Source organism: Acidithiobacillus sulfurivorans, assembly GCF_018853815.1.
Lineage (GTDB): Bacteria > Pseudomonadota > Gammaproteobacteria > Acidithiobacillales > Acidithiobacillaceae > Acidithiobacillus > Acidithiobacillus sulfurivorans.
Map to the genome: position 1 here is coordinate 13,032 of NZ_JAAOMP010000151.1, position 14,815 is coordinate 27,846.

The following is a 14,815-nucleotide window of genomic DNA, read 5'->3' on the forward strand; positions in this document are numbered from 1 at the left end:
GATGCTGGAAGCTCGCTTTGGTAGCGATGAGGCCTTTGGGGTGGAGTATGTCGAATCAGGGGTAGACGGCGGTGGGCAAAGCCTGTTCCCGGATGGCACGAGTGCTGTCTTCTGCAGCAATTACGCGCTTCAGGTAAAGCAGGCGATGCCCAACCACGATGTACAGATTGTGGGATTTGAGACCAGTGACAATCCAGACTGCGCGGTATCCCGTGAAAATTGGGGAGACGGGCACGATTTCGCCATTGTTGACCACCGCTATCTGGTGGACGCCTGGGCCAAGCTGGTAGAGGGGCTGCGCCAACGAATCGTTTACGACATGCTGGACGACCAGGATGTCAGAATCGTTGCGGAAACGTATGGCGATCCGTTGAAGTGGGTTTCCGTCACAGAAGAAAATCTGCAATGGGACCGCCGTGGCACGGAGCAGGTCATGGCCCACTTCAACGAAATGACGCGCACTGTGGCCCCGCATGATGATGTCAGCAGTCCTGTGCCACTGGCAACCAAGACGGAGGCAACGGACAACTCCCCATCTTTTAGTGCTACCGACCACATAGCGCAAGAAATGCTGAAACGCATTGAGACTTCTCCGTATACGCTGTCGTACCTGCTGGGCCAGGGGCCTGTGGAGGAGGGGTCTGTGGAGGCGCTTTACGCGCGGGAGTCAGCCCAAGGCGAATATGCGGATGCAATCAACGTTATTCTCGAAGACCGTGTCCGGCAAAACGAATTGGCACTGGCTGAAAAAGGATGGGGATCGGACACCCCGCGCGGTGATCTGACCAGTAAGTCTTTTGTGGGAACCGTCATTCACCTGGAGCCAGGCTTGGACGCCATGGGCTACATGGTTGGACTCACCTATCAGATCATTCAGAACGGGAAACTGGAAGAGTCCATACGCGACACTCTGGAAAGATCCAGCACGGAAATTGCCAATGCCCTGCATACCATGGCGTCAGAGGCGCTGACTGACGCCGCTGAAAGGACGGCAGCAGAGAACTCCGGTGATCCTTATCCCGATGAACCTGAAATTCCTTTAGGGTTGGCAGAAATCGCCGCGCAAGACAACACGTACGAGCGAATCTTGCAAGACCTCCAGGAGGACGGCGGATGGGATGCCGTACAGCGTAACGTCGCGCTACAGGATCGCCAACAGGACGCTCTCGACCCGCTTATTCAGGCGCGGGCGCGATTGGTTGCCGATGCGTTAATGGCTCAGGGATGGGAACGCTCTGGCGCTGCAGGTTTTCAAAACCCCAGATTCCTTGGCGTGCGCATCGCGGGCAGCGGCACATCCTCCCGCTCTGGCGGTAACTTGGTCAAGTGGGGATACCAATTGACCGTGAATAACGGCCCAGGTCGCCGCACGGCAACGACTATAGCGGACGACTTCCGTGAAAAAGCGGAGTCCTTCGCCCAACGGCTTATTCAAAATATGGTGGAAATGGCGGAGCGGATGGGGGTTGAACCTACAGATGTTCAGGAAGACGTAAGAATCGCCCATGTCCAAACCCTCCGGGACGCGGTAGAGGAAGCGATCATCTCCGGAGCCTCTTTTGGCGACCTGACGCAACGTCTGCGGGGCATGGGTATTAACGTTACGATGTCGTCAGACGATGTAAACCGTTATTTCTTCATGCCGGTTCCTGCGGACACCATCGTGATGTCCAATGCGGAAGAGCCCCATGAAGATACGACCGCACTTGTGCAGATACAAGGTGAGCTGGGCGATCTTTCCATCGTTTCCTGGAATGCCGATCTGAACGCTTACCTACAAGCGCAAGCAGACGCCTTGAATCACCAGGAAGAGCCTGTCGTAATGGATGATTTAGAGCCGGGTCAGGCGTTAGAGCTGGACCAGGCGTTAATTGCGCACTTGCGCGAGCGTCAATCTGTCCGACAGGGCGAGCATCCTGATTGGCGTGGATTAGGTGATAGTGTGGCCAATGCCCAGGAATTCGTGCGTCAGCACGCCATGCGGCATCCCCATATTGCCGAGGCATGGGCTGTAGCGCTGCGGGACAACCCGGTTGATTACGCGGACGCTTTAGAACTGGAATCGGATAACCTCCGTGGAATTGCGACCCTGATGGAGGAATCCGTAAAGCGCATTCAGCGTCCAAGAGTTGGCGATCTGGTACGCTTTGAGCCGCACGACCCCAACCCATTGCAGGGAACCGTCTATTCGGGCCGAGTGATTGCTGCACAGGATACGAGCGGAGGGGATGTACGCTACCATCTGCGTGCCGAATCTGGCCCGGATGTGGGCATGGAAGCTACCGTTTACGGCCGGAACGGCAGTTTTTCAATGATTGATCTGGAAAACGCTTATGGTTTTGAGCGGAATGCGTCCAGTGCCACACCTGCGCCTGCAGAAGATGCGGCTCCTGCACAACGGCAAATCCCGTCTCGTGGTGAGTACCTGCGATTTTTGACGGATCAACAGACCGAGCTGGAAGGGGTGGTTCTGGATAGTCGGGACATCAACGGCACGGAACATTTCCGTTTGCGTCGTATCTACCGTTGGCCGGACGGGCGGCCCAGCATGAGTGGCGCGGACCATATCGCCTACACGATCCTCCCTGAAAATGTGTTGGAGCGGGTACCAGGGGCCGTGTTGCTCGGAATGGACCTGGATGCCATAGACCCACTGACCGACGCCTACAAACGCAGCATGGGTGCAGACCATGATCGTGCCATGGCCGAGTACGCGGTGCTCACTGCCGTAGAAACCGCACGCGGGGTGTCCACGCGCCCGTTACCGGTACAGGCGGAACCTGTACAGAATACCCCATTACAGGAAGCGGTCCTTTCTGATCCGGTAATGGTGGACGGGACCGAGATAGAAACGCGGGCGTTTCTGGAAGAACGCTTCGGTTCCGATGCGGCATTCGGTGTGCAATACATCAACGCGGACACCGGGGAAGCGATCTCGAATGAGGACATATCGTCCTATGAAGGCGATCTGGACAGCTTTTTCCCCGATGGTAGCATCACCAATTGCACGAATTACGCACGACATATCCAACAAGCCTTGCCTGCCGGCGCTGTACAGGTAGTGGGATTTGCCAACGAAGAAAATTCGGACTGTGACGTGGTTCGTGAAGGATGGCATCCGGGCGGTCATGATTTTGCCATAGTCGATCATCGCTATCTGGTGGACCCTTGGGCCAAGCTGGTAGCCGGAGTGCGCCAGCGGATCGCTTACGACTTGCAGGACGATCAGGATGCCGCACTGGTGGCGCAGACCTACGGCAGTCCCGAAAGCTGGGTGGAAATCCCGGAAGAGACTTATCTCTCGCGGACTTACGAATGGGACCGCACTGGATTGGACAAGGTATTCGCTCGCCGGGAAGCCCGGCGGGTGGAATTGCTGAATGCGGGTGGAATAGCGTCTGAACGGTTGGATGCCGATGTGCCCGTTGCAGAATCTCCGGAAGCTCCGGAAGCTCCGGAAGTATCGCAAACTGCATTGTCTGAGCCATCTCCCGCAGTGTCCGATTTCCCCATACAGGATTTCGCCATTCCGCAGGCATCTATCGAAACGTTCGAAAGCCGGGTCTACGTGGGCGACAAGAAAAAAGCCCGGAATAACATGGCCGCCATCCGTCTGTTGCAACATCTGAATCAGACCCATTCCATACAGCACCATGGGCTGTCTCCCGAGGAGCAGAACACCCTTTCTGCCTATGTGGGATGGGGCGGTTTACCAAAAGCTTTTCGGGATACCACTACGGGGGAAGTGGACCCGGATTGGGAAGATGTCGCTACGGAATTGGAGTCGTTGCTCACGGATGCAGAGCTTCGTGCTGCCAGACGGTCTACGCTGGATGCGCATTACACCTCCGCCACGATTATCTCTGCGATGTGGTCAGGCCTTGAAGCGACGGGATTCCAGGGCGGGGCCATCATGGAACCTTCCATGGGTACTGGTCTGTTTTTCGCATTGCAGCCGGAGGCTTTGAAATCACAGAGTCGGCGCTTTGGGGTCGAGATGGATCCAACGAGCGCCAATATTGCCCTGTGGTTGTACCCGGAATCCCGTATCGATGCACAACCTTTTCAGAACGTGAATCATCTGGAAGGGATGATGGACGTAGTGATCGGGAATCCACCATTTGGAGATCAGTCGGTTTTTGATCCGGCGCACCCCGAGTGGTCTGAAGATGCGCCCAACATTCATAGTTACTTTTTCCGGAAAGGACTGGAGCAATTACAGCCTGGGGGTGTACAGGCTTTTGTGGTCTCTCGCTATTTTCTGGATGCCCGCAGTACGGAATACGAGGATTTCCGCAAACGGTTTCACCGTGACGCGGAGCTGCTGACGGCGGTACGGTTACCACGCAATGCCTTCATGGCCAATGCGGGCACGCAGGTGGTTACGGATATCCTTTTCTTCCGTAAGCGCATGGAGCCTTTAGAGATCAATCACCACACCCAATATCCCGACTGGGTGAGCGGTGACGGGATCATCGGGCAGGACCCGGAAACGGGGCGTGGCGTTCCCGGCAACCGATATTATGAAGCGCACCCCGATCATTTGCTGGGAATACCTGTATTGGTGCGTGGGATGTACCAGGGGGACGAGCCTGTCGTCCTTCCGAACCGTGATCAGGATTTGGGTGAGCGTATCCGTGCGGTGATCGTCCCGGAATTGAAAAACCAGAACATCGTTTGGCCGGAATCCCGACTGCTGGCAGAAGAACGCTGGAAACAGGCGAACCGCCTGTATACGGTGACGGACGAAATGAAAGAAGCGGTACCTGCTGGATCGTTCTTTATGATCCATGCAGATCCCGTGGTTGCCCGTGAGGAGAACGGGTTTGTCTTCAGCGAAACCGAAGAGGATTTTGAGGAGGTGTTGAAGCGCCTGGACGCCGTGTATCCACCCCGTCTTGCGGTGCGGGTGTCCACGTATCGGGGGTTTCAGTTTGCTTCAGAGATGATGGTTCCGGTACCCGCGAAGAAGGTCACCAAAGAGGAAGAGGGGCAGGATGGTTCATCAGAAGAATCTGAGGAGCAGGCAACCCCTTCAACGGCTATGGATTCGTCAGAGGTTGCCTTAAAAAGGGCTTTTTCGGACACAGAGATACAGCGAATCACGGGTTTGGTGGGGATTCGCGATGCTTTGCAGAAGCTGATCAGAGCGCAGGGCAATCCGCATTTGCAGGATGCAGACGTGGAAGCGCGACGCGATGACCTCAATACGGCTTATGACACCTTTGCCAAAAAGTATGGTTTGTTGAATCGCCCGATCAACCAGCGTGTATTTCGGCAAGACACTTTTTCGGGCGCTTTGCTGGCTTTGGAGAAAAATTACTCACCAGAAATCAGCGCGGCGGTTGCACGTAAAACGGGAGAAGAACCCCGTCCTGAATCGGCAGAGAAATCCATTTTATTCACCCAGCGGACACAGTGGCCTTATACGATGCAAGACCGCGCTGATACCCCGCTGGACGCGCTGCGTTTGTCGCTTTCGCAGTTCGGTAAGATTGACCCCGTATTTATGGAAAACGCGCTTCAAGAAACCGTAGAAGGCCCGAAAACCTGGGCCGATATCCGTGACGAGTTGGGAGATCATCTTTATCTGGATTTGAATGCGGCGATGGGCACGGAATTCTGGACCCGGCCGATGATCGAGTGGACGTACGAGGAAAGCGCAACGGCTTTGAGTGGAGATATTCTGGATAAGTTGGCGCGGGTAGAAGGATTGCTTTCCCGTATGGAATCTACCGACACGCTGGTCGGTGTCGACGAGATAACCCGGCTGCAGCAAGGGTTGGAGGCATCCCGCCCGAAGCAGGTTCCCATGCGGGATATCGGCGTGCGTTTTGGCGCATCCTGGGTCAGCACGGATATCTATGCTCAGTTCGTTCGGGAAATTATGGGTGCCGTCGGTCTTCCGGATTTCAGTTACAGTAAAGCGTTGGCAAAGTGGGAAGTCTCCGCCGCTTTTCCGCAGGAACAAGAGCTCCGATGGGGGGTTCAGGGCGCTAAATCTCCGGTCTGGATTTTGAATAAAACCTTGAATCGGCAACCACTGCTGGTCACCTATAAATCTCGTGATGGGCAAACGATAGTCCTTGAAAAGGAAACGGAAATTGCCAAGCAGAAGTCTCAGGAGATACAGAAAGAGTGGACCCGGTGGGTACAAACCAATGAGGCGGTCGCAGATCGGCTGGAAAAAGATTACAACCTGACCTTCAACCGTTTTTCGCCACCCAGGTATGATGGCCGGCATTTGGATCTGTTAGGCTCGTCATCGGCGATTACATTGCGCCCGCATCAAAAAAACGCGATCTGGCGCGGAATGCAGTCGGGCAAAACCTTTTTTGACCATGCAGTAGGCGCCGGAAAGACGTATGCCGCTGTCGGCCTTGCCATGGAGATGCGCCGGTTAAAACGCGCCCAAAAACCGATGATCGTTGTTCCGAACCATCTGGTGGATCAATGGCGTTCTGCGTTTATGGACCTGTATCCCGCTGCGTCTGTTTTGACGGCGTCTCCTGCTGACGGGGACGCAAAAAACCGTCAGGTCTTTCTGGGAAAGGTCGCTTACGGGGATTGGGATGCCGTCATTGTTCCGCATAGCCTGTTCTCCAGAATCGCGCCAGACGCTTATTGGTCCGGCAAGGTCATGGAAGAAGAATTGCTCGGGTTCGAGGACGCTATCCGTGAATTAAACCAATCCAACAAAACAGACAAGCGCACCATCAAGCAGTTGGAACGGAAGGTGGAGCGGATTAAATCCAGAATTGCCGAGGCGAATAGCAATACCGGCAAAAAAGATGCCGGGTTGACCATGGGTGATATTGGGGTGGATTTCCTGTTTGTAGATGAGGTGCAGGAGTTCAAAAATCTGCCTTATGTTACCGAACTGAAAAACGTGGCCGGCCTTGGTAATCCGGAAGGATCATCCAAGGCGCAGGATCTCTATGTGAAAGCGCGCAGCATTCAGAAAATGCGTGATGACCATGGTGGCATTGTGTACCTTTCTGGCACGCCTTTATCGAACACGATGGCAGAGTTGTATACCTGGATGCGCCATTTCGCTTTCGAGGATTTGGACCGCATGGGCATCCTGCATTTCGACGCGTGGCAAAATGCCTTTGCGGATATTACGCGGGATTATGCCTTTACTTTGACGGGGGATTACAAGGAAAAAGCTTACTTGTCTGTCTTTGATAACCTGCCGGAGTTGAGGGCGCTCACCCAGCAGTTCATGGATACCGTCAGCATCGCAGATGTCCGTCAGATGCTCGCCGACGAAGGGCTGCCGGATATGCCGATCCCTCCGATTGCTGGGGGCAAGCCAGAGGTGGTTGTCTGTCAGCCGACCCAGGATCAAAAATGGTATATTGGCGAAGAGGTCGGCGAGAAAGAAGATGGATCGCCGAAGTTTAATGAAGGTTCCATTATGCATCGCCTGGATAACATGCCGAGGCGGCCGGGGAAAGGCGAGGACAACATCCTTTCCTTATCCGGGGAAATGAGTAAGGTGGGACTGGATTTGCGGGCGGTGGACGGTCGGGATAATGGGCGGGATGATGTGGACAACGGAGAAAAACTCCTCCGTTGCGTGAATGAAATCGTCAACCTGTATCAACGGTGGGAAAACGACCGGGGCACCCAATTGGTCTTCCTGGACTTCTCTACCCCTGTAACCGGACGCAAGGGGGCCGTGCGCAAACCTTCGGCGGCTGATCTTTCGATACTGAACGATCTGGACACGGTACGAAAGTATGAGCGTGATCTGGAAGATTATGGTGAAGCGGATGAGGCTTTGCAGCGCAAGGCAGAACAGGCGCAGGAGCGTCTGGATGCGCTCCCTCCACAAGAGATCGAGGATGTCGAAAATAAACTGCGTGGCGATGGTGAGGATCGTTGGTCAGCTTATGAGGCCTTGCGGAAGATGCTGGTAGAGCGTGGCATCCCCGAAGAGGAGATCGCGTTCATCCATGAATATGAAAAACCGCAGGACAAGGCGGAGCTCTTTGGGATGATGCGTTCCGGGAAAATGCGTGTGTTGATGGGGTCATCCTCCAAAATGGGTGCCGGCATGAACGTGCAGGACCGCTTGGTGGCATTGCATCATCTGGACGCCCCTTATCGCCCCCTGGATATTGAACAGCGCAATGGACGCGGGCTGCGGCAGGGGAATAAATTGCTGGAAAAATATGGTCCAGAGCAATTCCAGATGGCTGTCAATTATTACGTGACGGAAGGGGCTGGAGATGCTGGACGCTGGCAGATCCTGGAGTTCAAGAAAAAGTTTATTGACCAGTATGCGCAAAGGAACGATGGGTTGCGGCGCGTTGAAGACCCGTCGGCGCAGGCCCTGGACCCTGCTCGTATCAAGGCGGAATCTTCTGGCAGCGATGTCCTGATGGATAAGACGGTGCTTTCAGACCTTTCCAAGAAGTTGCGTACGATGGAAAGCGCATGGAATAACACACTCCGCGAATTGCGCGGAGCCATGAGCCGTAGTGAGTCTTCCATTAAAAGCTTATCGCAGCGGCTACCTTTTGTGAAAGAAGCCGCCTTGGTTTCCCAGTCCTGGTTGCAGGAGGTCGGACAACGGCAGGAATCATTAGAGGCTGAACGCACGGCAGAGAGAGCGGCGCGAGCGGCTGAACGTGCCGCACGGAAAGCTGAACGCGCCGCTCAGGGTGAACTTCAGGATGAGGATACGTCGCCGGCGGATGCGCAGGAGGCTGCTGATGCGCCGTTGGAACTGACGCCTTCGGATAAGGTGGACCAGGATGCCCAGGATGCCGTTATCGGGCATGATGTGCGTGGTCCGCTGCATTACCAGGCGGTTGCCCAGATAGTGGATGGCGTTCCCGAATTCATGGAGAAACAGGACCAACGCATCACGGATATGGGTATGGATGTTCTGCGGGTGAGCGGCGGTTTATTGAGAACGGCGATCAACCAAGCGAGAAGGGATAGATATCGTGGGGCGATCAAGGACGCCGTCGTGTCTATCGTGGGGGTTCCGCTGCTGAAAGTGGGTACCGAAGATCAACAGCTACAGTTGGTGCTTTCAGACGTCGAGTGGAAAATGTCGCAGACGCATGACGTTCCAGAGGGTGATGATACGTTCCTTGCGCGCGCGGACTGGCTGGACCGGGATGGTAAGTGGGTCTCTTCGTTTGCTTTCTCGGAAGGTGTCCGTTTTCTTTATGCGCTGGAAGGCAAGGATGGTCCGGAGGTGTTGCGTAAATCTGGTACGGGGCTAGGTCAGCGTGTATTGAATGCGATAAAAGCGATTCAGGACGTGCCGAACACCTTGCAGAAGCAAATACGTGCAGGACAAACCAGTTTGGCCGCGTATAAGAAGGAGTATGACCGTTTGACACAGAAGGCGGGCGGAGTCTGTGACGAAGCTTTCCCACAGCAACACCGTTTGGCGTTAGTAGACGCTATGAACTATTGCATGGACATGGCGTTGAAAGGGGGGTTGCGCAAATCTGCTGTCCTGGACGAAAAGCTGCAAACCTTACAGGAAAACTTACTCGCGTCGCACGCGCGTCTGGCGAAGGTGGATGATTCTTCCGATGTGGAGAAAGCTTCGGACTTGGCGGTTTCAGACGATGAAGCGGTCGATACGCAGAATAAACCGGGTGCTACCCAGCCTGTTTCGTCGAAGATTGAAATGCGTTTGGAAGCCTTGATGGCCGTAGCCCCAGAGATTCGATACTGGTCTGCGCACCGGGAAGGCCTGGTGGATAATGTGAAAAATGAAGCGGTGGAAGACGTTCTGTTTGCAGACATCCTTTCCGAACTGCAAAACCGGGAGAACCAGGAAGGTTTGCCTTATGACGAAAGTCAGATGGATGAGCCTGCGCGGAACGCGTCGAATAACACCAATCGAAATCAGGAAAATAACCGCTAACATGCGGTTGTCAGAGGCTTTCTAAAGGGAAACCTGTGTTAGGCATGTTCAATCCGGCAATGGCTACCAGGTTTTCCAGATACATGCGTTGGGCCGTCTGAACCGAAAGACGGATTCCGACCATGTGGCAGCAAAAAGAAAAGGGGAGGGCTGTCTCTTCCGGATGGTCTACCCAATATTGTGCGGAAGCTTTATCTTCTTGTGCAGAGGGCTGTGTAGCCAAAAGGTCTCTGGCGGCCATGATCAGGCTCGCCATACATAAATCTTTGACGGACTGAAGGTTCAAGTCTTTCGCGCCACGATTCCGTTCAAACCATTCCTGAAATTGCGGGTCGCCGATATCGGGTTGGGTTTGTTGGGAAGGGCGGAAGTGCCTGGGAGATGGCGGCGTCGGATCCTGAGAAGATGAAAGCATCAAGGAAATCTCAAAAAACTATAATATAGGCATGATAGCGTTAAAACAAAACAAGCGCAAGGCGAGTGAGCCCCTGTTACGCAAGGGTTCTTTTGTCGTACCAGTTTGACAGGCTGGGAATATAACCGCTAGAATACACAACATAGCGAATTGAGTTAAACCCGTCGCTATTCATTTCAAAGGAGAATTGTATGAGCAAAGGAAGCAGCGAAGTCGTTTCGGTTTCCAATCTGGTGGATCATTTGGTAGAAGGCGGTTTCGCCACTACGAAAAAGGGCGCTGCGGCGGTCATTTCCACGTTGTTTGAGCGGATTACGCAGGAAGTCGAGAGCGGTAAGAAGGTGCGTATTCACGGTTTTGGCACCTTTCGGATGAAGCATAAACCGGCACATGCCGCGCGTAATCCTGGAACCGGCGAAGAAGTGCACGTGCCGGCCAAAGACGTGCTGGTGTTTAAGGCCGCGAAGCACAACAGCGAAAGCAACGACGCCGAATAGTTTTTCGAATGTGTCCGCGCGTCTTGTTTTGTGGCAAGGCGCGCATGAATTAAGTGGCAAACTATTGCATCGCTATCAGCGGTGTTTTTAGTTTCACAGATCAAAAAGTGGGGAGTTATATGCAACACCTTGGATTTTTAGTGGTATCTAATAGTACGTTCCGGGATTTTCGTTATCCGTTGGTGCGTCAAGATAATGGATATGCGATCAAAACGCCGGGTCTCCATACGGTGCCTGTTTTGTTGATCAAGGCGAAAAAAGAGGGAGCAAAATTATTGCTGGATTCTGCTTTAGACGCCGAGACAAAGGCGGCTGTCCGGAAAATTTGGGGAAAATAAGTGGCTATTCCTATCGCACTTGACGTAGACGGCATTCTTACGAATTTTGATGACCACTGGCGTCAGTGCGCAGAACAAGTGTTGGCCAGGCCAGTCCCGCAGGTCAGTGATGATCATAGCCTGCGCACTCGCTATGCATTGACCAACAAAGAATGTGATGCCGTTTGGGCTGCTTACCATGCCGGTGAGTGGCATCGCTTGCCGTTGTACCCACATGCCGCAGAATTGATACATGCTCTGGAGCAGCTTGGCACCGTATGGGCGGTAACCAGCGTAAAGGATCTGCGTAAGAAGGATCGGGCGGCTTCGTTGGAGGGGTTAATACCGGAATCGCAAATTCTCTGTGTAGGAGAACAGTCCGCACAGAACAAGATGCTGGCGATGCATACCATTGGTGTACGTGCTGGACATAAGCCGGTCGCTTTTCTGGATGATCATCCAGAAAACGTCAACGCAGTTCTCCCTGTGGTGGGGCTGACAGTCCTGTTGAACCGAAGGTATACCGGGCTGCCGGACACGGAATATGGGGTAACGGTAATCGATGATCCGATGGATTTCCCGGTGCTGGTAGAACAGTTTTTGAAGCGGACGGGGAGGGCAGCGTGAGTAGGTCTGCGACCACCTTCCGGAAAGGACTCCGGGTTTTTTGGGGGCGGGAGTTCATGCCAGTGATGCTGGAATTGAAGCGGATAGGCAGATTCGTCCTTGTGGAAATCAAGGTTCTTATTTTGTTGTTCTGGGTCGTCTTTCCTTATTGTTTTTTGATCGCTGGGCTGGGAAACCGGGAAGTTCAGATACACCAGCTTGTCTATTACGGGATGGCTGGAATCCTGTCTCAGGTGATTGTTGTAGTCATTTTTTTAGTTCGACATGTGGTGCATTTGGGCGGCACGGGAGAGTAAATTGACAAATTGGACTCAGGAACAGATTGAACACCTCAACCGTATTCAGCGAGGTAATCGGCAAGAGGGTGGCTCCCTGCAAGGGGATAGCGACCTGCAAGAGTTACCGCGCACCTGCCCGAACCGGTCGATTACGCCGCATCACGACAACGGGGTCGATGTGGGTTGTCTGCTGGCCACCAAAGAGGGATGGCTTTGCCCGGATTGCGGCTATATCGAGGGGTGTTTTTCGACCGACCATCTGGAACCGCTGTCGAACTCCGACGTGCTCGCGTTGGGTGCCTAGTCATTAAAACCGCCAGGAAGAGTGCTAATGCAAAAGATATGCGGGGCCACTATCGTCCAAAAAGGTCCGATCATCGGTCAATACGAAAACCAGTCGATCCATGATTTCTTGGCATACGACGACCAGCAAGTCCTACGGTTCTCTCACGTCGCCACCGTAGATCGGGATGGCACGATTCCGTTGGCGCAGCTATCGGACGAAGAGGTCGTGGTGAGCCCTGGTCTGGTGTACCGTTTGGAACGGGAAGGATAAATAAATGGCCCGCCTGACACTCGCCGATCTTCCCCCCGCGATGCGCGAGCAGGTGATGGCGCAATTCGGTGGCGCCCACGTCCCCTTGTCGAAGGCAAAACCGGGCAAAAAGGTCGGCGCGCCAATCTCTCCTTACGCGGATCGGCTGGGCGATGCGCTGGACGCACGGTTCCCCGGGCGGATGCTCCGTGAGCATGCACCCATCGAAGGCCGCAAGTTCCGTATTGATTTTGCGTTTCCCTTAGAGAAGGTCGCCATCGAGTTTGACGGATACCGATATCATGGTTTTTCCAAAAAAGGTTTCAAGCAAGGATTGGAACGTCAGAATATCCTGGTGGCGCATGGCTGGCGGGTGTTGCGCTACACCCTGACCGATGTGCGAGACCGGCTGGATGAGGTGCTGGAAGAGGTTGGGCAGGCTTTGGGATAGAGCAGTCATTCTGGTGAATAGAGAAATTGACAAAAACCGGTAAAAGCAGCATGATAGCGTTACAATGATAGTGCGGTACGTTTTTCTTTCATGGTGATGGTATTGCCCGTCTATTGGGCGGGCTTTTTTGATAAGGATATCAAACAATGCGGATTCAATATAATGATGATGATACGGAGGCCTGTATCTTTGAAGAAGGTGAAACAGAAGAAATTCGCCTTTTTGTCATGGATGAATTGGGAACATTCGACGAACACAAAGTTGATGAAATGACTGAAAACGTCATCAAACGCATGATGGATACTGGGGAGAGCAAAGAAGAAGCGATCGAATGGTGCCAGGAATTTTGTTGACCGTTTTAGCATTGATCCATGCGAATTACACGGATGCAAGCGGAAAAAGAAGGTCAATTATTGGCTTTTGTCGAGAGTCTTCACTGGCCTCAAGCGTTGGCAATTTTAAGCAAAGCTAGTACAAGCTTAACGCTTGGAATTACTGGCGGCCTGGCACAAGAGCGGAAAAGATTAGCAACTTTCTCGAATCCATTAACGAACATGAGAAATAATTAATGCTGAATTCGCAATTCATTCTTGGAATTAACGAAGAAATTACCGTCGATCTGTTCGCCGGTGGTGGCGGCATGTCCACGGCGATTGAACAGGCTATTGGCCGTTATGTGGATGTGGCGGTAAACCATAATGCAGAGGCCATTTCCATGCACGAGGCCAATCATCCTCAGACCAGACATTATATTGGTGATGTTTTCGAGGTGGATCCGAGAGAGGCAAGTGATGGCCGTGCCGTAGGACTCTTACACCTGAGTCCTGATTGTACGCACCACTCCCAGGCGTCCGGCGGTCAGCCAAGAGATCGCAAAACGCGGGCGCTTTCCTGGGTGGGTAAACGCTGGGCAGGCCAAGTAAAGCCCCGCGTTATCACGCTGGAGAATGTGAAGCAGATCCTCCAATGGGGGCCATTGGTTGCCAAGCGCGACAAGGCTACTGGCCGTGTACTGAAACTGGACGGAACAATAGCCGAACCAGGTGAAGTGGTCCCGATCAGAAAGCAATATCTGGTGCCAGACAAAAAAGGATTGGTCGGACCTGGCAGGCTTTTGTGTCTCAGCTTCGTGATATGGGCTATGCCGTAGAATGGAAAATCCTTTGTGCCGCTGACTTCGGCGCACCGACAACGCGAGAGCGTCTTTTTATGGTGGCTCGCTGTGATGGGCAGCCTATTCACTGGCCGGAGCCTACCCATACCAAGTTCAAAACCAAAGGCAAAAAACGCTGGCGGTCAGCCGCCGAATGTATTGACTGGTCGGTTCCGTGCCCGTCTATCTTTGATCGGGAAAAGCCTCTGGCGGATGCCACGTTGCGGCGCATTGCGCGAGGCCTGAAAAAATATGTGCTGGAGAGTGCAAACCCCTTTATTGTGCCAATCGCGCATTATAACGGGCGGGATGCCTGCCAGCCTGCCCAGGAGCCGTTACGCACGATAACGGCCTATCCAAAAGGCGGGGCTTTTGCGGTCGCTTCTCCGGTTCTCGCAAAATTACGCGGGGATAGTGTTGGCACCCGCATGGATGCGCCTATGCCGACAATTACATCCGGTGGGAATGCAAAAAGACCTGCCGGTGCTCCACACGCGCTAGGAGTTATTAGCCCAATTCTCGTCCAGACCGGATACGGCGAACGGGCAGGACAAGCTCCGCGCTCTCTGGATCTGGATGCCCCGCTGGGAACGGTGGTCGCGGGCGGAACCAAACATGCAGTAGCCAGTGCGTACCTGGCG

12 protein-coding genes are annotated in these 14,815 nt (G+C 53.8%); 11 read left to right on the forward strand and 1 reads right to left on the reverse strand.

Annotated features, from left to right (window positions below):
* Position 1 precedes the first annotated feature (1 nt).
* Positions 2-9,901 carry a helicase-like domain-containing protein gene (locus HAP95_RS13565; protein WP_215884691.1) on the forward strand — a complete coding sequence of 3,300 codons (9,900 nt, stop codon included), beginning with the start codon at positions 2-4 and terminating at the stop codon, positions 9,899-9,901.
* Between the two features lie 10 nt (positions 9,902-9,911).
* On the opposite strand, the gene HAP95_RS13570 is transcribed toward HAP95_RS13565, so the two are convergent.
* Positions 9,912-10,316: a hypothetical protein gene (locus tag HAP95_RS13570; protein WP_215881960.1), complete on the reverse strand. Its 405-nt coding sequence runs from the start codon at positions 10,314-10,316 to the stop codon at positions 9,912-9,914.
* Between the two features lie 191 nt (positions 10,317-10,507).
* Between HAP95_RS13570 and HAP95_RS13575 the strand changes: the two genes are divergently transcribed.
* The 10 genes from HAP95_RS13575 to HAP95_RS13620 form a co-directional block, all read left to right on the forward strand.
* A complete protein-coding gene (locus tag HAP95_RS13575; protein ID WP_215884692.1) occupies positions 10,508-10,813 on the forward strand; it encodes an HU family DNA-binding protein in 306 nt (101 codons plus the stop codon).
* Between the two features lie 53 nt (positions 10,814-10,866).
* Positions 10,867-11,151, forward strand: coding sequence for a hypothetical protein (locus HAP95_RS13580; RefSeq protein WP_215884693.1), 285 nt, complete (start codon positions 10,867-10,869; stop codon positions 11,149-11,151).
* Positions 11,152-11,757, forward strand: a complete 606-nt coding sequence (locus tag HAP95_RS13585) for an HAD family hydrolase (RefSeq protein ID WP_215884694.1) — start codon at positions 11,152-11,154, stop codon at positions 11,755-11,757.
* Between the two features lie 56 nt (positions 11,758-11,813).
* Complete coding sequence (locus tag HAP95_RS13590; RefSeq protein ID WP_215884695.1) at positions 11,814-12,053, forward strand: hypothetical protein; 240 nt, start codon at positions 11,814-11,816, stop codon at positions 12,051-12,053.
* A gap of 1 nt (position 12,054) precedes the next feature.
* Positions 12,055-12,339, forward strand: a complete 285-nt coding sequence (locus HAP95_RS13595; RefSeq protein WP_215884696.1) for a hypothetical protein — start codon at positions 12,055-12,057, stop codon at positions 12,337-12,339.
* 256 nt (positions 12,340-12,595) lie between these two features.
* Positions 12,596-13,021 (forward strand): endonuclease domain-containing protein, encoded by a 426-nt coding sequence (locus HAP95_RS13600; protein WP_215884697.1) that lies wholly within the window; start codon positions 12,596-12,598, stop codon positions 13,019-13,021.
* A gap of 146 nt (positions 13,022-13,167) precedes the next feature.
* Positions 13,168-13,374, forward strand: coding sequence for a hypothetical protein (locus HAP95_RS13605; protein WP_215884698.1), 207 nt, complete (start codon positions 13,168-13,170; stop codon positions 13,372-13,374).
* A gap of 33 nt (positions 13,375-13,407) precedes the next feature.
* Positions 13,408-13,590, forward strand: coding sequence for a hypothetical protein (locus HAP95_RS13610; protein WP_215884699.1), 183 nt, complete (start codon positions 13,408-13,410; stop codon positions 13,588-13,590).
* Positions 13,590-14,171: a DNA cytosine methyltransferase gene (locus HAP95_RS13615; protein WP_215884700.1), complete on the forward strand. Its 582-nt coding sequence runs from the start codon at positions 13,590-13,592 to the stop codon at positions 14,169-14,171. The genes HAP95_RS13610 and HAP95_RS13615 overlap by 1 nt, the downstream gene beginning before the upstream one ends.
* On the forward strand, positions 14,138-14,815 hold a 678-nt coding region (locus HAP95_RS13620; protein ID WP_215884701.1), incomplete at its 3' end, for a DNA cytosine methyltransferase. The genes HAP95_RS13615 and HAP95_RS13620, both read left to right, overlap by 34 nt.

Excerpts from the sequence above, each read along its gene's own strand:
- HAP95_RS13570 (WP_215881960.1), bottom strand. The coding sequence starts at position 10,316 with ATGCTTTCATCTTCTCAGGATCCGACGCCGCCATCTCCCAGGCACTTC.
- HAP95_RS13605 (WP_215884698.1), top strand. The coding sequence starts at position 13,168 with ATGCGGATTCAATATAATGATGATGATACGGAGGCCTGTATCTTTGAA.
- HAP95_RS13590 (WP_215884695.1), top strand. The coding sequence starts at position 11,814 with ATGCCAGTGATGCTGGAATTGAAGCGGATAGGCAGATTCGTCCTTGTG.
- HAP95_RS13565 (WP_215884691.1), top strand. The coding sequence starts at position 2 with ATGCTGGAAGCTCGCTTTGGTAGCGATGAGGCCTTTGGGGTGGAGTAT.
- HAP95_RS13610 (WP_215884699.1), top strand. The coding sequence starts at position 13,408 with ATGCAAGCGGAAAAAGAAGGTCAATTATTGGCTTTTGTCGAGAGTCTT.
- HAP95_RS13615 (WP_215884700.1), top strand. The coding sequence starts at position 13,590 with ATGCTGAATTCGCAATTCATTCTTGGAATTAACGAAGAAATTACCGTC.
- HAP95_RS13575 (WP_215884692.1), top strand. The coding sequence starts at position 10,508 with ATGAGCAAAGGAAGCAGCGAAGTCGTTTCGGTTTCCAATCTGGTGGAT.
- HAP95_RS13600 (WP_215884697.1), top strand. The coding sequence starts at position 12,596 with ATGGCCCGCCTGACACTCGCCGATCTTCCCCCCGCGATGCGCGAGCAG.